Source organism: Tunturibacter psychrotolerans (genome assembly GCF_040359615.1).
Lineage (GTDB): Bacteria > Acidobacteriota > Terriglobia > Terriglobales > Acidobacteriaceae > Edaphobacter > Edaphobacter psychrotolerans.
Genome location: NZ_CP132942.1, coordinates 213,249 through 237,511, shown reverse-complemented (window position 1 = coordinate 237,511; position 24,263 = coordinate 213,249). Strand labels below are relative to the sequence as shown.

At 58.2% G+C, this 24,263-nt stretch carries 21 protein-coding genes; 6 read left to right on the top strand and 15 right to left on the bottom strand.

Annotation, left to right across the window (positions count from 1 at the left end):
• Nucleotides 1-31: 31 nt before the first annotated feature.
• From RBB77_RS00860 to RBB77_RS00850, 3 genes are all read right to left on the bottom strand, one after another.
• Nucleotides 32-493, bottom strand: a complete 462-nt coding sequence (locus RBB77_RS00860) for an MmcQ/YjbR family DNA-binding protein (protein ID WP_353064292.1) — start codon at nt 491-493, stop codon at nt 32-34.
• 22 nt (nt 494-515) lie between these two features.
• The gene (locus tag RBB77_RS00855; protein ID WP_353064291.1) at nt 516-767 is read right to left on the bottom strand and encodes a hypothetical protein; all 252 of its coding nucleotides are present in this window, start codon (nt 765-767) and stop codon (nt 516-518) included.
• A gap of 74 nt (nt 768-841) precedes the next feature.
• Complete coding sequence (locus RBB77_RS00850) at nt 842-1,252, bottom strand: DUF3253 domain-containing protein (protein ID WP_353064290.1); 411 nt, start codon at nt 1,250-1,252, stop codon at nt 842-844.
• Nucleotides 1,253-1,520: 268 nt separating this feature from the next.
• On the opposite strand from RBB77_RS00850, the gene RBB77_RS00845 reads away from it, so the two are divergent.
• Together RBB77_RS00845 and RBB77_RS00840 are read left to right on the top strand one after the other, a co-directional pair.
• A complete protein-coding gene (locus tag RBB77_RS00845; RefSeq protein WP_353064289.1) occupies nt 1,521-2,723 on the top strand; it encodes a D-alanine--D-alanine ligase in 1,203 nt (400 codons plus the stop codon).
• A gap of 48 nt (nt 2,724-2,771) precedes the next feature.
• A complete protein-coding gene (locus RBB77_RS00840; RefSeq protein WP_353064288.1) occupies nt 2,772-3,407 on the top strand; it encodes an energy transducer TonB in 636 nt (211 codons plus the stop codon).
• Between the two features lie 43 nt (nt 3,408-3,450).
• Here RBB77_RS00840 and RBB77_RS00835 read toward each other — a convergent pair whose 3' ends face one another.
• From RBB77_RS00835 to RBB77_RS00790, 10 genes are all read right to left on the bottom strand, one after another.
• Complete coding sequence (locus RBB77_RS00835) at nt 3,451-4,692, bottom strand: threonine ammonia-lyase (protein ID WP_434557091.1); 1,242 nt, start codon at nt 4,690-4,692, stop codon at nt 3,451-3,453.
• 50 nt (nt 4,693-4,742) lie between these two features.
• Entirely contained in the window at nt 4,743-5,597 is an 855-nt protein-coding gene (locus tag RBB77_RS00830) for a prephenate dehydrogenase (RefSeq protein ID WP_353064287.1), read from the bottom strand.
• 18 nt (nt 5,598-5,615) lie between these two features.
• Nucleotides 5,616-6,635 carry a 3-deoxy-7-phosphoheptulonate synthase gene (aroF, locus tag RBB77_RS00825; protein ID WP_353064286.1) on the bottom strand — a complete coding sequence of 340 codons (1,020 nt, stop codon included), beginning with the start codon at nt 6,633-6,635 and terminating at the stop codon, nt 5,616-5,618.
• Between the two features lie 78 nt (nt 6,636-6,713).
• A complete protein-coding gene (locus RBB77_RS00820) occupies nt 6,714-6,977 on the bottom strand; it encodes a chorismate mutase (RefSeq protein WP_183974437.1) in 264 nt (87 codons plus the stop codon).
• Between the two features lie 129 nt (nt 6,978-7,106).
• Entirely contained in the window at nt 7,107-7,868 is a 762-nt protein-coding gene (gene trpA / locus RBB77_RS00815) for a tryptophan synthase subunit alpha (RefSeq protein ID WP_353064285.1), read from the bottom strand.
• 10 nt (nt 7,869-7,878) lie between these two features.
• On the bottom strand, nt 7,879-9,117 hold the full coding sequence (trpB, locus tag RBB77_RS00810) for a tryptophan synthase subunit beta (protein ID WP_353064284.1): 1,239 nt from the start codon (nt 9,115-9,117) through the stop codon (nt 7,879-7,881).
• A 279-nt stretch (nt 9,118-9,396) separates the two neighbouring features.
• Entirely contained in the window at nt 9,397-10,221 is an 825-nt protein-coding gene (locus tag RBB77_RS00805; protein WP_353064283.1) for a hypothetical protein, read from the bottom strand.
• A 12-nt stretch (nt 10,222-10,233) separates the two neighbouring features.
• Nucleotides 10,234-11,556 (bottom strand): multicopper oxidase family protein, encoded by a 1,323-nt coding sequence (locus RBB77_RS00800; RefSeq protein WP_353064282.1) that lies wholly within the window; start codon nt 11,554-11,556, stop codon nt 10,234-10,236.
• 105 nt (nt 11,557-11,661) lie between these two features.
• Nucleotides 11,662-14,142: a RelA/SpoT family protein gene (locus RBB77_RS00795; protein ID WP_353064281.1), complete on the bottom strand. Its 2,481-nt coding sequence runs from the start codon at nt 14,140-14,142 to the stop codon at nt 11,662-11,664.
• Between the two features lie 105 nt (nt 14,143-14,247).
• Nucleotides 14,248-15,750: a serine hydrolase domain-containing protein gene (locus RBB77_RS00790; RefSeq protein WP_353064280.1), complete on the bottom strand. Its 1,503-nt coding sequence runs from the start codon at nt 15,748-15,750 to the stop codon at nt 14,248-14,250.
• Between the two features lie 251 nt (nt 15,751-16,001).
• On the opposite strand from RBB77_RS00790, the gene rpsD reads away from it, so the two are divergent.
• Nucleotides 16,002-16,625 carry a 30S ribosomal protein S4 gene (rpsD, locus tag RBB77_RS00785; protein ID WP_353064279.1) on the top strand — a complete coding sequence of 208 codons (624 nt, stop codon included), beginning with the start codon at nt 16,002-16,004 and terminating at the stop codon, nt 16,623-16,625.
• A gap of 2 nt (nt 16,626-16,627) precedes the next feature.
• Nucleotides 16,628-16,861, top strand: a complete 234-nt coding sequence (locus RBB77_RS00780) for a hypothetical protein (protein WP_353064278.1) — start codon at nt 16,628-16,630, stop codon at nt 16,859-16,861.
• A gap of 233 nt (nt 16,862-17,094) precedes the next feature.
• Here RBB77_RS00780 and RBB77_RS00775 read toward each other — a convergent pair whose 3' ends face one another.
• The gene (locus RBB77_RS00775) at nt 17,095-19,989 is read right to left on the bottom strand and encodes an aconitate hydratase (protein WP_353064277.1); all 2,895 of its coding nucleotides are present in this window, start codon (nt 19,987-19,989) and stop codon (nt 17,095-17,097) included.
• Nucleotides 19,990-20,407: 418 nt separating this feature from the next.
• Here RBB77_RS00775 and RBB77_RS00770 point away from each other — a divergent pair, with 418 nt between their 5' ends.
• Nucleotides 20,408-22,129 (top strand): YXWGXW repeat-containing protein, encoded by a 1,722-nt coding sequence (locus RBB77_RS00770; RefSeq protein WP_353064276.1) that lies wholly within the window; start codon nt 20,408-20,410, stop codon nt 22,127-22,129.
• 79 nt (nt 22,130-22,208) lie between these two features.
• Here RBB77_RS00770 and RBB77_RS00765 read toward each other — a convergent pair whose 3' ends face one another.
• On the bottom strand, nt 22,209-22,808 hold the full coding sequence (locus tag RBB77_RS00765) for a hypothetical protein (RefSeq protein WP_353064275.1): 600 nt from the start codon (nt 22,806-22,808) through the stop codon (nt 22,209-22,211).
• A 127-nt stretch (nt 22,809-22,935) separates the two neighbouring features.
• Between RBB77_RS00765 and purD the strand changes: the two genes are divergently transcribed.
• Nucleotides 22,936-24,213: a phosphoribosylamine--glycine ligase gene (gene purD / locus RBB77_RS00760; protein ID WP_353064274.1), complete on the top strand. Its 1,278-nt coding sequence runs from the start codon at nt 22,936-22,938 to the stop codon at nt 24,211-24,213.
• The last annotated feature ends 50 nt before the right edge of the window (nt 24,214-24,263 follow it).

The following is a 24,263-nucleotide window of genomic DNA, read 5'->3' as shown; positions in this document are numbered from 1 at the left end:
CCGATCCGTTCCGATCTGCAAAACGAGCCGCTCATCGCGCTTTCGCCGCAGCCTTCGCAGCCAACACCTTTCTCCGCTCTGCGATCAGCCGCTTCTGCTGAGCCGCAGGCAAAGCAAGCGCCGCGCGAACCTTCTCCGGCAGCTTCGCATACGTAATCGCATGAGCAGCGCTCAACTCCTGCTCCCACTCCGCCTTACGAAAGACGCCCCAGCCCCGCACCGCAACATAGAAGATCCGAGCCGCATAGGGAGCAGGAAAGATTCCCTCTCTCTCCAACAGCTCGTGGTAGCGCTCCGGTCCCGCAGAGTACGAGATCACCCGTCTCTTCTCATCCCGTTCCAAACTCTCGTCCTGTTCCAGCCGCACCATCGCAAACATCTTCCCGCCAATCGCCTTATCCCCCACCCAGAAGACAAGCGTGCCACTCCACTGCACCGTATCCACCACATGCGGCAGGGTAAGCAAATAGGCGCGGATCCGTTCGGCATCCATATCGGGCAGTATAGCCCGAGTGTCACGCAGCCTTGCGACGCGGATTCGGCTTGCCTTGCTTCTCCAACTTGCTCGCCGCCGCAGCCTTCTGGTCCGCACGCTTCACCGCAGCCGACTTCTTTCCGGGCTTAGGCTTACAACTCCCTTTCTCTCGCGGAGCCTTCCCCGCAACCGGCTCAAAACCAGGCCAGCACCGAGAGCTTTGCTTCGCGTCAGAAGACTTATTGGAAGAAGAGGAGGAGGATCTCTTGACCGACTTTTTTGCGATTGTCATGCAGACTTAGAAGCGTCCCCCGCATCGCACGTGGCCGCAAAATAACTACGTTTTCCAGTAATCAGGCGATGATTTCAACGCAGTCGTAAACGAATCGCTCCTTTTGCAGTGGCGGCGTCAACCACATGTCCATGCTGCGTCACGACAACCTTTCCCGTCGCCACTAAACGCCGCGCAGCAGCCCGAGCCGGTTCCATCAACCCCTCCCAATCCCGTCGGCTCTCCAGCCCACCCACCAGCTTCGCCGCCTCCGATGGACAGATCGTCTTGTCCCGTCCACGCTCGGCAAGCAGTTCCAGAATCGCCTTCTCCAACGCAACGTCCGCCTCTCCAGCCTTGTGCCCCCTGCACTCATCGCTGCAGTACTTGATTACATCCCAATCCCGCTCCCACTTCTTACGCCACTCGAACGTCCGTCCACAGGTCTTGCAGATCTTGTCCTTGTGCGGCGTAGTGCGTTCGGGTTTGCGCTTACGGTCAGGCATAAAGGAGAAAGATGCAGGTAAGCCCGAACCACTCACGCAGCCCGCGCTACCCATCAAAATATTTCACAAAACAGTGGCGCATTTTTTGACCCTAAAAAAATAAGTGCAAAAACACCACATCAGCCACACAAATCACCACATCTTCACCACAAAAAACCACCACCAAAAACACAAAAACCCTCAAAACCCCCTGCAAAAGACCACTTCGATACCCAGCATTTTTTTTCCCGCAGAACCGCCCAAATTTAGGAGAGACTTGTACCTATCCATGACGAAACAAAAGAAACAGACCAAAAAGCAAACCACCAAGCCCACCCCTAAAAAACTCCGCATTGGCATCCTCTTCGGCGGCCGCTCCGGTGAGCACGAGGTGTCCCTCCTCTCCGCCGCCTCCATCCTCAAATCCATCGACCAGACAAAATACGAAGTAATTCCCATAGGAATCACCAAACAAGGCCAGTGGCTCACCTCCTCCGACGCCCAGCACCTGCTCGCAGGCAACACAAAACCCGCGCCAATCAAGAACAAACGCACCACCACCAACTCCGTCGCACTCCGTGCCAGCGCTACTGGCCACGAAGCCCTCGCGCAGCAAAACGGCTCTCTAGCTCAGTCCCTCGACGTCATCTTCCCCGTACTCCACGGGACCTTTGGTGAAGACGGCACCATCCAAGGCCTCTTCGAACTGGCCGACATAGCCTACGTAGGCTCAGGCGTCTTAGGCTCCGCTACAGGCATGGACAAGTCGGTTATGAAGCAGCTCTTCGCCGCAGCTGGCCTGCCTCAAACCCCACACGTCAACCTCCTGCGCAGCGAGTGGAAGGCCGACGCCAAGCGCTGCACAAAGCGCATCGAAAAAAAGCTCACCTACCCGGTCTTCGTTAAACCCGCGAATCTAGGCTCTTCCGTAGGCATCAGCAAAGTTCACGACCGCAGCGAACTCGCCCCTGCCATGGACGTCGCTGCCAGCTATGACCGCAAGATCATCATCGAGCAGGGTGTAGGTGGTCCCGGAGCCAAACCCCGCGAACTCGAAGTAGCTGTCCTCGGCAACGATTCCCCCGAGGCCTCCGTCGTCGGCGAAATAGTCCCCGGCGCCGAGTTCTACGACTACGACGCCAAGTACCACTCCGACGCCTCCGTTCCCATCATCCCCGCGCAACTTTCAAAATCCGAATCAAAACAGATACGCGAAATGGCAATAGCCGCCTTCCGCGCCTGCGACTGCGCCGGCCTCGCCCGCGTCGATTTCCTCATGGAACCGGCCATCAAAGGCAAAAAAGGCAGGGAATCCAAAGCCCGCATCTACCTCAACGAAATCAACACTATGCCCGGCTTCACCAGCATCAGCATGTATCCCAAGCTCTGGGAAGCCTCCGGCCTACCCTACAGACAACTGATCGATCGCCTCATCTCGCTCGCCGCCGATCGTCATCAGGAAAAGCAACAGACCACCTTCACTCGCGTCTAACAAGAAACACATTTGCAGTTACATCGCAGAGAAAGGAGGAGATAAGCATTGGACACCATCGGCAAACCCATCACAGTCCAACGTCTAACGCCGGACCACACCATAGCTTCCTCCCTCCTGCATCTGCTTCTCATCGCCGCGCTCCTGCACCAACGCGCCTCCTGGATCGCACCCATCCGCCTCCCCGGCAGCCCGCACGGTTCTAATCTCCTGTTGACATATTCACCCGGCAAAGCCCCTCTCCAAACCTCTACTCCAAATCCCAAAACGCAACCCAGGCTGCTTGAGTCCACCACTCCGCTCCCGGCTCCAATCACGCCAAAGCCGAAGGAGACCACCGCCTCCCCCAACGCAACCTCGCCTGCCTCAACACAGCCGGACTCTACCGCTGGCGCCGACTCCCTGGGCTCCGGCAACATCAACATCGCTCTGTTAAGTTACTTTCCCACGCCAAAGCCTGACCTATCCACCCTCCCGCACGGCACCAAAGGCGACGTCATCCTCGACATCGTCATCGATACCACGGGCAAGATCGCCGACATCAAAATGACCAGTGGCCTCGGCCATGGAATCGACGAAAGCGTCATCGCAACCATTCAGCAGTGGACTTTTCACCCGGCCACGAAAGACGGTCAGCCCGTAGCCAGCGAGCAGGAACTCCACTTTCACTACGAAAAAGCCTGACCGCGCACAATCTCAGCAAAGCCCCTAGATCTCAGCAAAGCCGCTAGATCACCTGGCTGTATCTGTAACCGCCAGCCGTCATCGCCGCCAGCAACTCCTCGACCTGTTCGCGCCCACGCGTCTCCATGGTGATGTCGATCGTCGTATCGCCAAGATTCACACCGTAATACGCCCGGTTGTAGAGCGTGTCCACGATGTTTGCGCGGTACTTGGCAATTAACAGCGTTAGCTCGGCAAGCGCCCCGGGCTTGTCCAGCAGATGAATCCGGAGCCGGATCAACCTTCCATCCTGCACCAGACCGCGCTCGATGATCCTGCTCAATAAAGTCACGTCAATATTTCCGCCGCACACCATCACTGCCGTATGCGCGCCATTCAGCGAGGTTTTCTTCTGCAGTAACGCCGCCAACGCCGCCGCTCCCGCACCTTCGGCCAGCGTCTTCTCCCGCTCCAGCAGAACAAGGATCGCTGAAGCAATCTCATCCTCATCGACGGTCACAATCTCATCGACATAGCGTTCGACCATCGGAAAAGTGATATCTCCCGCACGCCGCACCGCAATGCCATCTGCAATTGTCGTCGAAGGCTCCAACGTCACGGGGTGTCCAACCGTTCGCGCTGCCACCATCGAAGGCAGCCTCGAGGTCTGCACTCCAACTACACGAACATCTGGACGTGACTCTTTGATCGCGCAGGCAACTCCGCCAATCAACCCGCCACCGCCGATTGGAACCACCACGGCCTCCAGTCGAGGCACCTGCTCCAACAGTTCAAGCCCAATCGTGCCTTGTCCGGCCATCACCATCGCGTCGTCGAACGGATGAATAAACGTCATCCCCTCTGCCTCGCAAAGCCGTGTAGCTTCCTCGCAAGCTTCGTCGTAGTTCGCGCCGTGCAGCACCACCTCCGCACCAAACCCTCGAGTCGCCGTCACCTTCACCAGCGGTGTCGCCAGCGGCATCACGATCAGCGCCCGGATCCCTCGCTTCGTCGCGTGGTATGCCACACCCTGAGCATGATTTCCCGCGCTCGCTGCAACCACGCCACGCGAAGCCTGCTCCGGCGTCAGCATCGCAATCCGATTCAGTGCACCGCGCTCCTTAAACGAGCCGGTCATCTGCAGGTTTTCCAGTTTCAAATACACCTGTTGCCCCGTCAGCGCCGACAGCATCTGTGAATGCGGGCAAGGCGAATAATAGATCGATCCACGAACCCGCTCTCGCGCAGCAGCGACGTCGGCAAGGTTGACACTTAGTTGGCTTATCGAATCCTTCACAGGCATCATGATCTTTCTTCAGACTTGTAAAATATCAATTTCATTGTCCAACGCACGAATCATCGCCGCTGACGAAATCGATTCGCCAGGACAAACTCATTCCGCAACTCCGGCGTCCGCAGATTCTCCCGCACATGCTGCAGCCGTTGCTCTAACGCCAGCAGAGTATCCGCGACCGGCCCGGTGTTAGTCATCGCTACGTCTCTCCACATGCTGTAAGGACTGGCTCCCAGCCGCGTAGTCTCCCGCAGCGCCCGTCCTCCAATCGCAGCAATCTCTGGAGCATCACCAAACTTTTCTTCAAGCAGAGCCGCCAGCGCAGTCGAGAGCATCTGTGGCAGGTGGCTCACCCACGCGCACAATTCGTCGTGCCGCGCCGCATCCATGTCCAGCGTCCGCGACCCAAAACAACCAACCCACCCGCGCCAGTCTTTCTCGATCGCTGTCATCTCTGCTGAGACAGGTGTAAACAACCACATCGCGCCATCGAATAGCCCCGCTTCCGCGAGAAGCGCGCCGCCTGATTCCTTGCCAGCCATCGGATGCCCGGGGAGAAAAACAGCAGTAGCATCGTCGGCAAACAACTGCCGCGCGAGCTCCACAATCTCAAGCTTCGTACTCCCGACGTCGGTCACAAGTTGCCCTGCTCGCAGCACCGGCGCCAGCTGCTGCATCCAGTCTTTGATCGCAAGCACCGGCACCGCCAGCACAGTTACATCTGCCAACCGCGCCAGTTCGAGAGCATTCTCGCGACTCGCTGCTCTGCCATCGATTGCACCCATCTGCACGGCAGAAGCCATTTCAAGTTGACTCGTGTCCCACCCATCGATGCGTCCACCAAACCCAGCCGCACGAAGCGCCAGGCCAATTGAAGCCCCGATCAATCCCGTCCCGATGATGAAAGCCCGCTCCATTATGCCGGAATCCTCGTCCTAAGCCATCGTCCTGTTCACCACCGGCGCCAGCAACTTAAGTTGCGCCATCAGATTTTGTAGCTGTTCCGGATACAAACTCTGTGCACCATCACTCATCGCTTTATCCGGATTCGGATGCATCTCCATCAACAATCCATCCGCGCCCGCCGCCACACTCGCCAACGCCATTGGCGGCACCAGATCCCGAATCCCAACACCGTGAGACGGATCGCCGAGCACCGGCAGATGCGTCAGCTTTTTGAGCACTGGAATCGCTGAGATATCCATCGTATTCCGCGTATACGTCTCGTACGTCCGAATCCCCCGCTCACACAGCATCAGGTTGTAGTTACCGCCCGACAGAATATACTCCGCGCTCAACAGCACCTCTTCGATCGTCGCTGAGATTCCCCGCTTCATCAGCACCGGCTTTCTCACATGCCCAAGCTCGCGCAGCAGGTTGAAATTCTGCATATTCCGCGCACCCACCTGGAAGCAATCGATATACGGCAGCATCAACTCGATCTGCGAGATCTCCATCACCTCGGTGATAACCAAAAGCCCCGTCTCCTCTGAGACTTCACGCAGCAACTTCAGCCCATCGAGCCCCATGCCTTGAAAGCTATACGGTGAGCTGCGAGGTTTGAACGCTCCACCCCTCAAAAACTTTGCCCCCGCTGCGGCAACTTGTTTCGCGCTGGTCAGAATCTGCTCCCGAGACTCCACCGAACAGGGCCCCGCCATCACCACAACTTCCTCTCCGCCAACCACCACTCCGTTCGGAAACGTGACTGTCGTTCCCCCTGGCCGGAAGCTTCGCCCTGCCAGTTTGTACGGCGACGAGATTCGGTAGGCATCGTAGACGCCCGCCAACACTTTGAACTCGGCAACCTCGAAGTGCTCTGGTGTCCCCACGCCAGCCAGAATCGTCTGTGCTGCTCCTGTCGTCCGGTGAACGTTGAAGCCAAGCTCCACCATGCGTTCGATCACCTGTTGTATGTTTTCTTCCGTCGCCTGGCCATGCATCGCAACTATCATTGTCTTCGCATCACTCTCTTTACGTAACCAAATTAGATACAAAATCTAAAATCAAACGTTTCTGATCACAGGGGCATACTAAAGATCCCTTCGCTGCAGCGTCCGCATCACATCAATAATCCGTTCATACACATGAAGCAATTCGGCGTCGGCCAGCGGTCCTGGATTCGCCTTGCGAACGCGGTCGAAGACTTCCTGCTCGCGGCGCGGTTCATAGACTGGCAAATCTGCGGTTTTCTTAAGTTCTCCAATCGCACGCGCGGCCTCCGCACGTTTGTTGATGAGTCGAACAATTTCGACATCCAGCTCATCAATCTTCTGTCTCCAGTCGGAGATATCCATCTATTCGCCTCGCAATGCAACGGCACGCGCTCAAGCGCAGTTTGTTGCAAAGTATTTTGTGCAGAACCATCCTGTATCGACAATGATAAACGCGCCTCGTGGTGTTTCGCCCCGCCATGCTAAAGGTACTCATGCTCTCAACCCTGCGATGAACTGCCCTATGGCTGTTGCTGCTTCCTCCGCCGGGCTTTTCTCGATGAGCGCCACCAATGCGCTGCCGATGATCGCCGCGTCCGCAAACTCACCCACCGCCCTCACGTGTGCAGCATTGGAGATCCCGAACCCCACCGCAATCGGCAACTTCGTAAACTGCCGCAGTCGCGACACCAACTCCGAAGCATCTCCGGCCACCCTCTGTTGCGTCCCGGTGATCCCAACCCTTGAGATTGCATACACAAACCCTTGCGACACCCCCGCAATCGCCTTCAGCCGAGCGTCCGGACTCGTAGGCGCCGCCAGAAAGATGGGCGCCAGCCCATTGACCTTCATCTCCGCAAGATACTCGCCCGCCTCTTCGACGATCATGTCGGTCAACAGCACGCCATCAGCGCCAGTCTCAGCAGCGCGTGCACAAAACCTCTTCATCCCCATCCGCACCACAGGGTTCAGGTAAGAAAACAGCACCAACCCCGCGGCTGGCCTTGCCGCACGCAGCTCCTTCGCCAAGTCGAGGACATCGGTCAGCCTCACTCCTCGCGCTACAGCCCGCTCACTGGCTCGCTGAATCACTGGCCCATCCGCCAGCGGATCGCTGAACGGAACACCCAACTCAATCACGTCCGCGCCGTTATCGATCGCAGCCAGCGCAATGTCCCTGGTCGTCGCCAGGTCAGGATCCCCAGCCGTCAAATAAGCAACAATTCCCGGCTTCTTTCTAAATTCAATCGCCATCGTTCTGTACTTAGCCTTTCACGCTCTCACTGCCCTTCAAATCAAGCTCCCGCGCCAGGATCCCCATATCCTTATCGCCGCGTCCCGACAGGTTCACCATCAGTACATCCGTCTTCGCCATCGTCGGAGCCAGTCGAATCGCCTCTGCCACCGCATGAGCGCTCTCGAGAGCCGGCAAAATCCCCTCAGTTCGCGACAGCGTCACCGTAGCCTTCAACGCATCATCATCCGAGCACGAGACATAGCTCGCCCGTCCCGAATCGTGGAGCATCGCATGCTCGGGCCCCACGCTCGCATAGTCCAAACCTGCAGAAACAGAATGGGTGCTGCTAACCTGTCCGGCATCATTTTGTAACACATACGAGTACGTACCCTGCAGCACGCCCGGCAAGCCACCACCAACTTTTTGGAATCGTGCCGCGTGTTCTCCTAGAGCGGTTCCGCGCCCACCTGCTTCAACGCCGATCAACTGCACATTCGTATCCGGCAAAAACTCATAAAACGCGCCAATCGCGTTCGACCCGCCACCCACGCACGCCACAACCGCAGTCGGCAGTTTTCCTTCCTGCTCGAGCATCTGCGCTCGCGCTTCACGGCTAATTACACGGTGGAAGTCCCGTACCATCGTCGGATAGGGATGCGCCCCAAGCGCACTGCCGAGAATGTAATAGGTCGTCCGAACATTCGTCACCCAATCCCGCATCGCCTCATTGATCGCGTCCTTAAGCGTCGCTGATCCAGCCGAAACGCCGCGCACCTCCGCGCCCAGCAGCCGCATGCGGTACACATTCAGTTCCTGCCGCCGCATATCCTCCTCGCCCATGTAGACAACGCACTCCAGGCCCAGCAGCGCGCAAACCGTCGCCGTCGCCACCCCATGTTGCCCCGCTCCAGTCTCGGCGATAATCCTCTGCTTTCCCATCCGCCGCGCCAGCAGCCCCTGCCCCAGTGCGTTATTGATCTTGTGCGCGCCGGTATGCAGCAGGTCTTCTCGCTTTAAATAAATCTTTGCCCCACCCATCTGTTCCGTCAGCCGCTTTGCAAAATACAGTGGAGTAGGCCTGCCGCAGTAGTGATGCAACAGATCATCTAACTCCGCCTGAAACGCCGCATCTTTCTGAGCCACGGAATACGCATGTTCAAGCTCCTCCAACGCAGCCATCAGCGTCTCCGGAACATACCTCCCGCCATACGCACCAAACCGCCCTGCCACCGTCGCCGTCGCACCTGTCGTTGAACTCGCACTCATCGGTCACTCCTGAAATCTCGCCTTACACAAAACAAAAGCCGCGACTTGGAAGGGTCGCGGCTCGTATGGATGTCGAATCAACTGAAGCTACTGCTATCTCTCAGATGAAGCTACTCCGCCGATGCCGCTATTGTGCGCCAATAGCGGAGAATAAACGAAATTCGGCTGGACTGAAGAATCATCTTGCTTTCAACCATACATCCTGCTCGTTCGCTCTGCAACCTCGCAAAGGCATTTTCAGTCCCACCTCAATCTATTTCCATCCGTCGAGCGAATCCTCTAATCAACTTTTGATTGCTTCCCCCAATTGAACCGCCGCCCCACAATCCCTTTCACAATGAGATGATCCGTTGCCGCTGTCGGCCCTATTCCCACGCCAAAATTGATCTCCCACTTCGGAGAGACATTCAGGTCCGTCACCGCAAAGATCTGCTGTTGCTGTCCATGCAGCGAGTCAAAAGATCCAATCCGACCATAGTCTGCATAGTATTCAAACCCCGCGCTGACCTGCCTCGTAAAGTCATAACTAACCTTCGCCGCCGGCGAGAACCCCAGCCCCAGCGCGACATCCGGCCCGTGGAAGGTTCTCTCTAACGCGGGATTCACCGCAAAGTACCATCGCCCAATGGACTTATCGATGATCGGCCGCAACTCCCAGGTCCATGTATCCGGCGAATACGCTGCCCTCTGATATCCGATTTCGGTCGACAAACTCACCCCAACAGGCCAGTGCCACGAGTCCGGCACCTTCACCCGCGGTCGAATATGATCGCCGACCCACTGCACTCCGTGCCCATCCTGCCAACTGGTAAAAACGTAGAACCCGATCTCGGCCCATGACGTCAACCCCTCAGTCAACTCCAAAGTCTCGTGCTGCTGATGATTGGTCGGATACACGCCATCAACAGTGCGAATCTGGCCATCCGGCGTAAAGTTCGAGTGCACCTCCACCATCAGGTTCTTCGGCGGAACAGTGTCAGCGCCATACACCTGGATCTCATAGTTCCCCTGTGCGTGGGCGCACACGTTCGAACAGACGATCACTCCAAGGCAGCAAAGAAAAATCGCCATGCGAAGCCGTCGATACCACAACAAGAGATCCAACTTCTACTCCATTCAAACGTAGCGAAACAGCATCATGAAGCCATCGTCCATATGATTCTGCTGATGACAATGAAACAGCGTCAGTCCGGGATGACTCGCCGTAAACTCGACCTCAACTTCTGTTCCTCCGGCGACAAGGACCACATCCTTCAAAATCCCACGCGTTTGCGGCTGATCCGCAATGCGTCGTAGCTCAAAGGTATGCCGATGAAGATGAACCGGATGATCGTCTGTACTTTTGTTTCGAAAAATCAGACGATATCGTTGATCGTGTGTCAGCGCTATCGTCTCAGTGTCAGGAAACGATTTGCCGTTGATGGTAAAGCGATCCATCGCTCCATGCCCCGCGAACTTCGACTCGAACACCAGCGGAATCTCAACAGCCCCCGTCTCCGCGACAGACACAGCCACCGTCGTACCAAACTGCAAATAGTCCCACACCAGATCGTTGGGCTGATCCCATCGTGGCTTCCCCTGAGCGCCGGCATACTCCACAACCACGCCCATCCCAGCAGCCATCACATGCTTTCTCACCTCACCCAGCGTCCACACGCCAGGATTGTTCATCTCCACCACTGCGCTAACCCGCTCAGCCGGAGCAAGCCGCAGCATCGAAACCGTCGCAGGATTTGGCACCTCATTACCGTCCAGCGCGATTACATGAAACGAATGTCCCGCGAACGAAATCCAGTGCACCTCCGTCGCGCTGCTGTTGAGCACATGAAAGAGCACTCGCTGTCCCTGCTTCACCCGCAGCGGCTCGCCAAAGCCCATCGTCCGCCCGTTGATCGTCGAAATGTCGTACACGGGATTCATCGACCCATCATCGCTGGCAAGCAGGCTGCCTCTCCAGTCATGCAGCGCCAGAAATATTTCCTGGTCATACCGCGCCGGATTCTCGCGCGGCTCAATCATCAAAAATCCATGCTGTCCCGTGTACTGCCCCTTGTTCAAATCTCTTCCAGCGAAGGTATGCGTGTGATACCAGCGAAAACCCGCAGGGCTTGGCGTAAAGGTGTAGCGCGTGGTCGCTCCCTTCGCGATGTGCGGAGTGCCCTCTTCCATCGCGCCGTCAACTTCAGGCGGAAGAAACATCCCATGCCAATGCACGATCTCATCGTTGCCAGAGTGATTCGTGACATCAATCGTCACCGGTCGGCCCTCTTGCATGCGCAACAAAGCGCCGGGAACCTGCTGGTTGTATGCAATTGTTTTGAGGAAGCGTCCACGCGAAACTTCAAGCGAATAGGGCGCAATGTCGATCTTGGCATCCGCCTCGCTCAGCAACTCAGCACCGACGGGCAGCGCAGCGGAAAGCGCCGCCATTCCAGCCATCTGTAAAACGTCTCGTCGGCTAACCACGTACCATTTTACCAAGAGACAACTGACCATCAGCCTCAAACAAAGTCATCTATTTGTCATTTTTAGGGATCCGATTTTTTAGATCTTTTGCACCCGCTGAACATCCCGCACCCCAGGGACCTTCCGCAGATTCTGCACCAGCTTATTCAGATGCCGCACATCCACCGTCTCCACCACAAAGTCCACCACCACCTGGCCATCTGGCATTGGCTTCGTATCTACACTGCGAATATTCGTCCCGTCGTCCGAGATGATCGCCGTAAACTCCTTCAACATCCCCGACCGGTCGTCACACAGCACCGTCAGCTTCACCGGATATGTCTGCGCCTTCGTTGTTCCTGGCTCCGTCGGAGAAGGCGACCACTCTACCTGAATCCTTCTATCCGACTCGTACAACAAATTCTGCACATTCGGACAGCTTCTCGCATGTACCGCCACCCCCTTGCCCCGCGTCACGTACCCGACAATCTCCTCACCACGAATTGGGTTACAACAACGCGCCCGGTACACCAGCAGATCGTCCTGCCCCTCCACCTGCAGCGAGTCAGATCCCTTCCCGAAGAAGACCCGCTTCACCGCCTCCGACATCTGCCCCACAGTATTGCCGACTCCACCCTCCGGCAATGCAGGCTCGGCCGACATCGTCGAACCCGGCTCCAGCTTATTCAATACCTGCCGGGCCGAAAACTTCCCAAATCCAACCCCCGCCAGCAACTCCGCCTCCGTTCCCAGACCATACTCACTGGCGACCTTGTCGTAGTCCGCCTCGTGGAACTTACCCAGCGACAGCTTGTACTTCCTCGCTTCGCGGTCCAGCAGCTTCTTGCCGATCTCGATCGCCCGTTCGCGCTGGTGTTCATTCAGCCAGTGCTTGATCTTGTTTCGTGCCCGCGAACTCTTCGTAAAGCTAAGCCAGTCGCGGCTCGGAGCATGCCCTGCCTGTGTCGTGATCTCGACGATGTCCCCATTTCGCAGCTTGGTCCGCAGCGGAACGATCCGCCCATTCACCTTTGCGCCAACCGTCGTATTCCCGACCTCGGTATGAATCGCGTAAGCAAAATCAATCGGGCTCGCATCCTTCGGCAGCACCACCACCTTCCCCTTAGGAGTAAAGGTGTAAACCTCCTCCGGGTACAGATCGATCTTCAGCGTCGACATGAACTCATTGGGATCGGTCATCTCCCGCTGCCATTCCATCAACTGCCGCACCCACGCCAGTCGCTGCTCGTCTTTGGCGCTCACATTGTCTGAGGCCTTGTACTTCCAGTGCGCCGCGATCCCTTCCTCCGCGACACGATGCATATCCTCCGTGCGAATCTGTACCTCGAACTGATGACCACCTTCTGCAATCAGCGTCGTATGCAGCGACTGATAAAGATTTGGCCGAGGCATCGCAATGAAATCTTTAATCCTCCCCGGCACCGGCCGCCAGATCGAGTGCAGCAGTCCCAGCAACGCGTAGCAATCCTGCACCGAATTACAAATCACGCGAATCGCCAAAAGATCATAGACCTGATCGACAGGAATCTTCTGGTCCACCAGCTTCTGCTGAATCGAATACAGTCGCTTAATCCGCGACTCCACCCGCCCCTCAATCTTGAACTCCTTCAGCTTCGCCTCAAGCTGTTTCACGATCTTCTGCAAAAACTCTTCACCAGCCCCGCGCAGCGCATCAACTTCCGTAGACACCTGCTCATACGCATAAGGATCGGTATACCGAAAGGCCAGATCCTCCAACTCGCCGCGCAGCTTGCCCATTCCCAGCCGATGCGCCAGCGGTGCGTAGATATCCAGCGTCTCCCGCGCAATCTTCTGCTGCTTCTCCGGCTTCAAATGCTCCAGTGTCCGCATATTATGTAACCGATCAGCGAGCTTAATAATCACCACGCGAACATCGGTCACCATCGCCAGCAGCATCTTGCGAATGTTCTCCGCCTGATGGTCCTCGCGATTGGCAAACTTGATCTTCTCCAGCTTCGTCACACCCTCGACGATGTGTGCGACCTGGTCTCCAAACCGCTTCGCAATTTCAGCAGAGGTAACATCCGTGTCTTCCACCGCATCATGCAGCAACCCCGCCGCGATCGCCGTCGAATCCATCTTCAATTCGGCCAGTACCTGCGCTACTTCGAGAGGATGAATGATGTATGGCTCGCCACTGGCCCGCTTCTGTCCCTCATGCTGCTGCAGGCAGAACGCCCACGCCTTGCGAATAATCTCCAAATCATCCGCCGGCCGGTTCTCATGCACCGTCTCCAGCAGACGATGAAACTTCGCATCCACCACATGAATATCCTTCGCCGAGCTACCCGCCAGATGGCTCGCCGAAGACTCATCCACACCGGCAATCACAAGAGCGGAGCTATCAGGTGTCACCGGCTGCTTCTTTCGTTTCGCGCGAGGGGTCGCGTCCGATGCCACCGGTGGTTCCGCGACCGGAAGAGCTGCCTCCAGCTCGATCCCCGTCTCGGTATGTTCCACATCCGGTTGGCTCTTCGGTTCTTCGTGCGGCTTCGGCTGCGGGCCAGCCTGCGAAGAGGCCGGAGGAGCGATTGCCATAGTTCATTATAGGCTGTCGCTCCAAACAAGCCCACCATCGATACGTACGGTGCAAATCCCGCACTCGTGCGTCAGGCGTATAAGACCCGTCAGATCGCCGTCCCACTAAGGCAGTGGGGCAAGAGAGATAGCTGGCACACCCGCCATCCTCTGCGTAATATGCCCGCCCAACCTATTCGCAAACGCGTCCGCGCCCTGGGTTGTGTTGCACAAAACAACCAAAGCGAAGTCTTTCTCAGGGTTGAATACAGAGTACGAGCTGTAACCTCCGGTCGCGCCGTCGTGAAAGTAATTTCCCGTCGCATCGTCTCGAAACCAGTTCAACCCAATCTTTATGCCGGGGCTGATCTCCGCATGGATGAAATGCGAAGCTTTGATCGCAGCACCCAGCGTCTTGCTCTCGACGCCAACGCCGCCAACCGGAAGATGGTCGGGATGAAGTTGTGCCTCCAGATAAGTCAACATATCCGCAGCTGTCGATCGAACCGCGCCGGCGCCCGCCAGCGCGGTAAGGTCCCAGGTCCCGACGGGTTGGCCCTTCACATCATGCCCCTGCGCAAGATGCGCCCGCATCTCCGCGCTTAATGCGATGCCGGTGCTCCGCATCTGCAGCGGACCCGTAATCTGCGCATGCAAAAGTTCGGCATACGACTCTCCCGACCGAACCGCCAGAGCTTGCCCCAGCAACCCCACCCCAAGATTGCTGTAGCCAAACGCTACACCCGGAGCGACTCCAACGCCATGCTGAGCGATATACGCATACAAAAGGCTCTCGTCATAGTCAGCATACGGATTCCGTGGGTCCGCAGGCTTCAAATTTTCCGGCAAGCGAGGCAGACCGGAGTGTTGATCGCTCAATTCCAGCAGCGTAATCTCTGCGCCCGACGTCGGCTTCGCGACCGTCCCTGGCGGCAAAAGCTCCCGTACCGGCTCGTCCAGGCGAACCTTTCCCTGTTCCACCATCTGCGCGAGTATCAGCCCCGTAAAGGTCTTCGTAATCGACCCAATCTCAAACACATCGTCCGGAGAAGCCGCGCCATAGTTGAAGATACGTTTCACCCCACGCTGCACCACACCAATTGTCACGCCGCCATGATTCTGCGGAGCCAGCATACCGTCCTTCAAAGCTGCCACGAGATCGTGATCCAGAACCGGCTTCAAATCCGTCACCGCAACCGCTGCCATCGCCGGGTCAAACACCAACGCCGCAGTCTCCGAAGGCCCAATCGCTGTCGCCTGATGCTGCATCACCAGTCGCCAGGAGCCTCCGCCCTGCATCCACGTGCCCGTCAGCGTCTTTCCATCCGCAGAGATGCGCCCGCTCCAGCTTCCGCCCACCGTTGGCACCTCGAAAGAAAGCTTCTCCCCCTTCACCTCCACGTGGTCGCAAACGATCCTGAATCCATTCTGATCAAGACTGTCCAGCGTGCAACTCCCCGTCACGCCCGTCTGAAGATGTAATTGAAGCCGAAGCGTCTGCGCTCCCACATTCAGCGTGCCCAACCACACGCCATCAAACATAGTCGAACCGGATTGAGCCAAGAGAGAAGTCTCCATCAACAGAAAAGCGCCAAAGAGCACAGCGACGCGAACGAGGCGGATTGTCATAGTCAAAACAGCGTACAACAGGCTGTGCTGTCGTCCCCGCAGCTTCACCGCACAACTACAACGCCGCGAAGCTGACGCGAAACCCCACCTCCTGCAATCCAGAAAAGCAATTGCAAAAGATATAGGACTGAAGGAGTCTGAGTTCAAGTAAAGCAAGACTCCCTAATCCATCTGTCTTTTGGCGAAGCGCTGGACCCGGGGTTGAGATCGGCAATCACGTCCCCTTCCTGGGACGCACAAAAGGATGACGCATGAGCCATAGAACGAAGTTCAAGATGCAGCGTGCCCTCGAGCTCGAACTGCCCGGCCTCGGCAAGCCAGGAGCGCTTGCTACACGAAGCTACCCACCTGGCCAGCACGGCCAAACTAAGAACAAAAAACTCTCCGAGTTCGCCTCACAACTCCGCGAAAAGCAGAAGCTCCTCTTCCACTACGGCCTCCGCGAAGAGCAACTCCGCCGCTTCGTCCGGGACGCACGCACCTTCCAGCAGTCCAATTGGATCGAAAGTCTCATCGGCCTTCTCGAGCGGCGCCTCGACAACGTCGTCTTCCGCCTCGGCTTTGCCCGCAGCATGGCCTCTGCCCGTCAGCTGGTCAACCACGGCCACGTTATGGTCAACGGCCGCATCCTCACCATTGGCTCTGCCGTTCTCCGCGTCGGCGACTTCGTCAAACTCACCGCCTTCGCCAGCGACATGCAGGCCACGCTCGAATCCCGCCAGTCACCTCGCCTAGCCCTCCCCAACTATCTCCAGTTCGCAACCGACGGAGCCACCGATCATGGCGTCCTCCGCATGCTTCCCAACTCGCAGCACGTTCCCTTCGAGCTCGACCCACGCCCGGTCGCCGAGTACTACGCAAAACAAGGAGTCTAGTCATGTGCACTGAAGACAAGCACCAAACCCTCGCCTCCTCCGCAGGACTGGGCAGCATCTCGGTCTGTGGTTGTGGAACCCTCAGCCTCCACGTCGGCGGCGTCTCTGTCCGGATGGATCTCACGGCCTTCGTCCAGACCGCCGAAATGTTTCGAATCGCTGTAGCCCATCTAGAAGCTCAGGCTCGCAACCTACAAGCATCGACGGCGAAGTTACCGAGCATGCTCACCCAGTGACTTAAAAATTGAAGATTCCGACCAACGGGAGGACCGCGGTAGATCATCCAGCCAAGACCGGTACACAAGTCACGAAGTGACCGCTCCACGCGAAGTGGGCTCGTCCGGCAGGACAAGGAGTTTCTGAAATTAAAGAGAAGAACCCCCGCAGCTGTCTTTTTGGCGAAGCGCCACGAGGGTTCCGAGATCGGCAACCTGAAAGGCTGACGAATGCAAACAGTATAGTCGCTCGGTTACGCCTTCCCGGCCAACTGCCGCAGCACATACTGCAGAATCCCGCCGTTCTGGTAGTACAGAATCTCCTGCGGCGTATCGATTCTCACCGTCGCCGAGAACTCGATCGTCTTCCCCAGGTCCGACTCCGCAAACACCGTCACCACCTTGCCATCGGCGAACTTGCTATCGAGCATCGCCTTCAACTGCCCCGGCGTCTCCCCAATCGCAAATATTTCCTCGCCCGTCAGGCGCAGCGACTCCACATTCTGTCCCGGCAAAAACTGCAGCGGCAGAATCCCCATCCCGACAAGGTTCGACCGGTGAATCCGCTCATAGCTCTCTGCGATCACAAACTTGATCCCAAGCAGCCGCGGACCCTTAGCCGCCCAGTCACGCGAAGACCCCGACCCATACTCCTTACCCGCCAGAATCGCCAACGGCGTCTTGCGCTTCGCATACTCCACGCTCGCATCGTAGATCGACATCGGCACATCATCCGGCAGCAGCCGCGTCACGCCGCCTTCAGTCCCAGGAGCGAGTTTGTTCCGCAGCCGCACATTCGCAAACGTCCCGCGCACCATCACCTCATGGTTGCCGCGTCGAGAACCATAGCTGTTGAAGTCCGAAGGCTTCACTCCATGCTCGGTCAGATACTTTCCTGCAGGCCCATTCTGTTTGATCGAACCCGCCGGCGAAATGTGATCTGTCGTCACCGAATCCCCGAGCACCGCCAGCACGCGCGCCCCATGAATATCCTCGACAGGAGCCGGCGTAGCCGGCATGCCATCGAAGTACGGGGCCTTGCGGATGTAAGTCGAATCCGGCTCCCACCCATACGTCTCCCCGTCGGGAAACTTCAGGCTCTTCCAATTGTTATCGCCATCCGAAACCGTGCTGTACTGACGCCGGAACATCTCCGAGTCGATCGAAGAGTTCACCGCCGACGAAACCTCTTCCTGCGTAGGCCATATATCCCGCAGGAAAACAGGCTTTCCATCCAGATCGCGCCCTAACGCTTCCTTCTCGAAATCATGTGTAATGTGCCCTGCCAGCGCATACGCCACCACTAGCGGAGGACTCATCAGGTAGTTCGCTCTCACCTCCGGCGAAATTCTTCCCTCAAAGTTCCGATTACCCGACAACACCGACACAGCCACCAGCCCATGGTCTTCAATCGTCTTCGAAACATCCGTGGGCAGCGGGCCCGAGTTTCCAATGCAGGTCGTACATCCATACCCCACCACTTGAAAACGCAGCTTATCGAGATAAGGCATCAGTCCAGCCTTCACGTAGTAGTCCGTTACCACACGAGAACCCGGCGCAAGCGAAGTCTTCACCCACGGTGGAGTACTCAGTCCCTTCTCCACAGCCTTCTTCGCAAGCAGACCCGCCGCCATCATCACGTAGGGGTTCGAAGTATTCGTGCAGGAAGTAATCGCCGCGATCACAATCGATCCATGATCGAGATACTGCTCCGGATCAACTCCAAACCTGGTGCGAATCGACACGTGCGGAGCCTCCAGTTGAGGCATCTTCTCATCGCTGATTGTGATCACCGAAACCACAGGCGCTTCCACGACAGGCGCCGAAACCCCCACGCTGCTGCTCAAATCGCCAGTTGCCGAAGCCGTGCCACCCTCACCCTCCCAACGCACCATTTGCCGAATCACGTGCTTGTTCCCATTCGGTCCCAGAAGTGAAGGCAACTGCTCTTTGAAGCTTGCCGCCGCGCCTGACAGCGCAACCCGATCCTGCGGCCTCTTCGGCCCCGCAACACTCGACTCCACCGTCGCCAGATCCAGCGAAATCGTCGCCGAGTAAACAGCCTCCTTCGCATCCGCCGTATGAAACAGTCCCTGCTCCCGGTAGTAAGCCTCCACTAGCGCAATCTGTTCTTCGCTGCGCCCTGTCAGTCGCAGATACTTCAGCGTCTCCGCATCCACCGGAAAGATTCCGCACGTCGCCCCGTACTCCGGAGCCATATTCGCAATCGTCGCCCGATCAGCCAGCGGCAGTTCAGTGATGCCCGACCCATAGAACTCCACAAACTTACCCACCACTCCCAGCTTGCGCAGCATCTCCGTCACAGTCAGCACGAGGTCTGTAGCAGTCGTGCCTTCCTTCAACTTGCCCGTCAGCTTGAACCCAACCACCTGTGGCACCAGCATGCTCACGGGCTGCCCGAGCATCGCTGCCTCGGCTTCAATTCCACCCACACCCCAGCCCAGCACGCCCAGTCCATTCACCATCGTCGTGTGCGAGTCAGTTCCCACCAGCGTATCCGGGTAAGCAAACACCTTGCCCTGCGCATCCGGCGTCGTCGTAAACACAACTCGCGCAAGATACTCCAGGTTCACCTGGTGACAGATTCCCATTCCCGGTGGCACTGCAGAAAAATTATTGAACGCCGTCTGTCCCCACTTCAAAAACGCATACCGCTCGCGGTTCCGCTGAAACTCCAACGCCGCATTCAGGTCATACGCCCTCTGCGTGCCAAACTCATCCACCTGCACCGAGTGATCGATCACCAGCTCCGCCGGCTGCAGCGGATTAATCTTCTCCGGATCGCCCCCCAGAGCCTTCATCGCATCGCGCATCGCAGCGAGATCGACCACAGCAGGCACGCCGGTAAAGTCCTGCATCAGCACTCGCGCCGGCATGTAGGCAATCTCGCGCGAGGGCTCCGCATTCGGATCCCAACAAGCCAGAAACTGAATGTCCTCCGCCGTCACCGTGCGGCCGTCTTCATGCCGGAGCAGATTCTCCAGCAAAATTCGCAGCGAGAAGGGAAGTCGACCGAGATCGACACCCGTCCCCTCCAGCGCTTTCAGACGAAACAGATCGTACGTAGTCTTCCCCACAGACAGGGTAGACAAGCTCTTAAACGAATCAGGATGCGATTGAGTCGGCATGGTATCTTCTCCGAGGCGCGCTCTTGGAAGCGCGATGGTTGGGGCCGTGGTCACATCTTCGAACCGCAGACGGCAACGGCTGAAGCCTATCAAGTTTTCAGGGGAGGGGTCGAACTAGCAGCAGCGTCCGCGGTCAGGGCGACCGTGGCGAAAGCGCTTCGTGTTGGGAAGGCAGCCTGCCATCAAATAATTTTACTGCGTTTCAGCCCCTCGCGGTAAAGCGCCGACCATCCCACCGATGGGTCATTGCATCCGCCACCTAAATATTCCCCAATCACTGTAACTCTTAGACTTCACAACAGAATCGCTCGCGTTGGCGCTATCGTCCTCGCCCGCGAAAACGGCAATTTATAGAAAAGTGCATCTCATTTAGGAAGTTCGTGTTTATACCAGCAGCAGGTACGAGGAGACTGGCAGTATGTACAAATCATTTCCCAAAATTTTTCTAGGTCTGGCACTTGGCACTGCATCACTTGCGGCAACGGTGACACTCTCAGGCTGTCACAAAGACGTAGAGCCCGCCGCCATCCCCGATAACTCCGGCCCCGACCCAGCCGATGCCAACATGGCTCCTGTCAGCGGCACGCAACCCGCGCCAGCTCCTCAACCCGCTCCGGCAAGGGTTCTCGGCATCCGTTCCCAGTCCACGCCCGAGCAAAGCTCCGAGCAGTACGTTCAGCAGCCTGCCGCATCGCCGCAAAACGAGGCCATCGGCGCTGCACAGACCGCTCAGCCCTCTGACCAAAACTACGATCAGAACTACGACTACAACGCCCCCACCAACTACGATGAGTCTCAGATAGACGCCGGACAGCAGGCCCTCGAAGAGGCCAACCAGCCGCCGCCGCCCCTCCCCGTCTACCAACAGCCCGAAGCCCCCGCACCCAACTATCTCTGGACCCCCGGCTACTGGGGATACGCCCCCGTCGGCTACTACTGGGTCCCCGGAGCCTGGTGCGCGCCGCCCTTCTACGGTGCTCTCTGGACCCCCGGCTACTGGGGTTTCTTCGGCGGCCGCTATCTCTTTCACCGCGGCTTCTGGGGCCAGCACATCGGCTTCTACGGCGGTGTGAACTACGGCTACGGATACACCGGCAGCGGCTATCACGGCGGCTACTGGCAGGGTCGCAACTTCTACTACAACCGCTCGGTCAACAACGTCAACGTCACGCGCATCACCAACGTCTATAACCGCACGGTCGTCGTCAACAACACCACCATCAACCGCGTCTCCTACAACGGCGGTCGTGGCGGCATCAACGTCCGTCCTCAGGCCGCCGAACTCGCAGCCAGCCGCGGCCCCCGCGTTCCGCCTATGTCCACGCAGTATCAGAACCAGCGCGAAGCCGCACAAAATCGCCAGCAGTTCTACAACGTGAACAAGGGCCGTCCTGCTCTGGTCGCCTCACCGCGTCCCATCGCAGCCGTCGCTCGTCCCGCAGTGCAGCCGATCAGCCGCCCTGGCCAGCCAGCGGTCCAACCCGGCCGCCCCGGCGAAATCAATCGCCCCGGTCAACCGGCAATTCAACCCGCTCGGCCAGGCCAACCTGAAAATCGTCCAGGTCAGCCCGCTGTGCAGCCCAACCGCCCAGGTCAGCCAGCCGTGCAACCTACCCGCCCAGGTCAGCCCACGGTTCACCCGGACAATCGCCCAGCAGTTCAGCCCACCCGTCCTACGCAACCGGAGAACCGTCCCGGCCAACCGCAAACGCGGCCTGAGCAACCTCAGGTGCGCCCGACTCAACCCGAGACAAGGCCGACCCAACCCCAGGTTCGCCCCACTCAACCCGAAACACGTCCGGTTCAGCCTCAACCACAACCTCAAAATCGTCCCGCTCAACCGCAGGTCCGCCCAGAGCAACCCCAAAATCGTCCTGCACCAGAGACTCGCCCGCAACCTCAACCGCGGCCTCAAGAGGTCCAACGGCCCGCGCCGCAACCCCAACAGCGCCCAGCCCCTCAACCTCAATCGCGTCCATCACCGCAGCCTCAGCAACGTCCCGCGCCGCAGAATGAATCGCGTCCTCAGCCCCAGCCGCGGCAGGTTTCGCAGCCAAGACCACGTCCTCAACCCCAACCAAGACAGGTTGCGCAATCAAGACCACCAGCCCAACCGCATTCCGAAGAAAAACACCGCTAACCTCAGTTCAGTGAGAGATCATTCAAAGACAAAAAGACCCGCTTCCAAGCGGGTCTTTCTCTGCTCCGAAGAAATGCTCTCAACGCTCCTGCGAAACATCATCCTCCAACCAGTCATGTCCACAGTCGTCGCAGCGCCACTGGTTCGCCGGATCCACCGCCTCCAGCAAAGTCTCATGGCTCCCGCACTTCGGACACTGCGGCACATCAAACTCTTGCGGCACGGCCTCCTCAACCTCTCTCCTGAATCTCTCAGCCAACGGCTGTGACAGCACCATCGCCGCAGCCGCCGCATCTTCAGGAGCCACCACCACGCGAGGCCCGCGCGCATCCGTCCACGATCCATCAGGTTGCACAACGATCGATTGAATTCCCGCCTCTTGAAGCGCCAACGAAGCTGCCGAAGCTCCTCTCCCAACTTCGTACACAAACACGCACTCCGCCGGTGCCAGTGTGGCAAACGCTCGCAAATCCGCCAGATCATCCTCACTCAACACCCTCGGCTCTGCACGCTCCGGCGACGACGAAGCCTTCAACCCGCGCTTTGAAATCTCCCCGCGCAAAGCCTCCTGCGCCATCTCCGTCAGATCGCTCATCCCCCGAGCCAGCGCCAACAACTCTTCATCGCCGTAGCTCGCATAGAGCGTCATCAACTCCTGATACTGTGCCGCGTCGCCCATCGTCCTCAGTCTCCCGCTCAGACAGCTTACCGCGTCCCGGTTTGACTTCACCCGCGACGATGCCTAGCCTCGAAGTTGCGAAGCAAATTCGCATCCTGTCCGCAAATCAACGAATGAAGGTCTCTGAATGAAGGTTCTGGTAATCGGTGGTGGTGGCCGCGAGCACGCCATCGTATGGGCTCTGCTCAAATCGTCTCAAGTCACAGAGGTTCTCTGCGCTCCCGGCAACGGCGGCATCGCATCCATCGCCCGCTGCATCCCTTGCGACGCCGGCAACCTCCACGAGCTCGTCAATATCGTCACCATCGAGCAGCCCGCCCTCACCGTCATCGGCCCCGAGGTCCCTCTCTCCCTCGGCCTCGTCGACGAGCTCACCAAACGCGGACATCGCGTCTTTGGCCCCACCCAGGCCGCGGCCCAGCTCGAATCGAGCAAAGCCTTCGCCAAAGAATTCATGCAGCGCCACGACCTCCCCACCGCCGAGTACGGCATCTGCACCACACTCGACCAGGTCCGCGAAGAGCTCCCCCGCTTCTCCGTCCCCATCGTTGTCAAAGCCTCAGGCCTCGCCGCAGGCAAAGGCGTCGTCATCTGCGAGACCCACCTCCAAGCCGAAACCGCCGCCGCCGAGATGTTCAGCGGTTCCCTCCTCGGCACTACAGAAGAAGCCGTCGTCCTCGAAGAGTTCCTCACCGGCGAAGAGCTGTCCTTCTTCGCTCTCTGCGACGGCACCCACGCCATCGAGATCGCCTCCGCGCAAGACCACAAGCGCGTCGGCGAAGGCGACACCGGCCTCAACACCGGCGGCATGGGCGCCTACTCCACCGACGGCATCGCCACTCCGGCCATGCGCACCTGGCTCCTCCACAACGTAGCGCAAAAAGTCGTCGACGGCATGCGCTCCGAGGGCGAACCCTTCAAAGGCATTCTCTTCTGCGGCATCATGATGTCCCCCCGCGGCCCCATGGTCCTCGAGTTCAACACCCGCTTCGGCGACCCCGAGACAGAAGCCATCCTCCTCCGCCTCGAGACCGACATCCTCGATCTCTTCAACGCCTCTATTGACGGCACCGCGAACGAACTCAGCATCAACCTGCGTCCCGGAGCCAGCGTCTGCGTCATCGCAGCCAGCGGCGGCTACCCCGGCAAATACGTCTCAGGCAAACCCATCTCCGGCCTCCCAACAGGCAACGATCAACCCGCCGAAGACGTAGTCATCTTCCACTCCGGCACTGCCCTCAAAGACGGAAGGATCGTCACCGCCGGAGGCCGTGTCCTCGCTATCTCCGCCGCAGCCCCCGACCTCCAGACCGCACTCGACAAGGCCTACGCCGAACTCGCGAAGATCTCCTTCGAAGGCATGCAATTCCGCCGCGACATAGGCCACCGCGCGCTACGCAAGTAGCCGATGCCGCGGTTATCGTTTCAGCTTTCTTCTCCTGTTGAAGCCTCCAC

What these genes read in the sequence shown, in the direction of transcription:
- RBB77_RS00765 (WP_353064275.1), bottom strand. Translation starts at nt 22,808, where the DNA reads ATGGGCGACGCGGCACAGTATCAGGAGTTGATGACGCTCTATGCGAGC.
- RBB77_RS00770 (WP_353064276.1), top strand. Translation starts at nt 20,408, where the DNA reads ATGTACAAATCATTTCCCAAAATTTTTCTAGGTCTGGCACTTGGCACT.
- RBB77_RS00860 (WP_353064292.1), bottom strand. Translation starts at nt 493, where the DNA reads ATGGATGCCGAACGGATCCGCGCCTATTTGCTTACCCTGCCGCATGTG.
- RBB77_RS00790 (WP_353064280.1), bottom strand. Translation starts at nt 15,750, where the DNA reads ATGACAATCCGCCTCGTTCGCGTCGCTGTGCTCTTTGGCGCTTTTCTG.
- RBB77_RS00800 (WP_353064282.1), bottom strand. Translation starts at nt 11,556, where the DNA reads ATGGCTGGAATGGCGGCGCTTTCCGCTGCGCTGCCCGTCGGTGCTGAG.
- purD (WP_353064274.1), top strand. Translation starts at nt 22,936, where the DNA reads ATGAAGGTTCTGGTAATCGGTGGTGGTGGCCGCGAGCACGCCATCGTA.
- RBB77_RS00775 (WP_353064277.1), bottom strand. Translation starts at nt 19,989, where the DNA reads ATGCCGACTCAATCGCATCCTGATTCGTTTAAGAGCTTGTCTACCCTG.
- RBB77_RS00850 (WP_353064290.1), bottom strand. Translation starts at nt 1,252, where the DNA reads ATGCCTGACCGTAAGCGCAAACCCGAACGCACTACGCCGCACAAGGAC.
- rpsD (WP_353064279.1), top strand. Translation starts at nt 16,002, where the DNA reads ATGAGCCATAGAACGAAGTTCAAGATGCAGCGTGCCCTCGAGCTCGAA.
- trpB (WP_353064284.1), bottom strand. Translation starts at nt 9,117, where the DNA reads ATGAGTGCGAGTTCAACGACAGGTGCGACGGCGACGGTGGCAGGGCGG.
- RBB77_RS00820 (WP_183974437.1), bottom strand. Translation starts at nt 6,977, where the DNA reads ATGGATATCTCCGACTGGAGACAGAAGATTGATGAGCTGGATGTCGAA.
- RBB77_RS00835 (WP_434557091.1), bottom strand. Translation starts at nt 4,692, where the DNA reads ATGATGCCTGTGAAGGATTCGATAAGCCAACTAAGTGTCAACCTTGCC.
- trpA (WP_353064285.1), bottom strand. Translation starts at nt 7,868, where the DNA reads ATGGCGATTGAATTTAGAAAGAAGCCGGGAATTGTTGCTTATTTGACG.
- aroF (WP_353064286.1), bottom strand. Translation starts at nt 6,635, where the DNA reads ATGATAGTTGCGATGCATGGCCAGGCGACGGAAGAAAACATACAACAG.
- RBB77_RS00855 (WP_353064291.1), bottom strand. Translation starts at nt 767, where the DNA reads ATGACAATCGCAAAAAAGTCGGTCAAGAGATCCTCCTCCTCTTCTTCC.
- RBB77_RS00795 (WP_353064281.1), bottom strand. Translation starts at nt 14,142, where the DNA reads ATGGCAATCGCTCCTCCGGCCTCTTCGCAGGCTGGCCCGCAGCCGAAG.
- RBB77_RS00830 (WP_353064287.1), bottom strand. Translation starts at nt 5,597, where the DNA reads ATGGAGCGGGCTTTCATCATCGGGACGGGATTGATCGGGGCTTCAATT.
- RBB77_RS00845 (WP_353064289.1), top strand. Translation starts at nt 1,521, where the DNA reads ATGACGAAACAAAAGAAACAGACCAAAAAGCAAACCACCAAGCCCACC.
- RBB77_RS00780 (WP_353064278.1), top strand. Translation starts at nt 16,628, where the DNA reads ATGTGCACTGAAGACAAGCACCAAACCCTCGCCTCCTCCGCAGGACTG.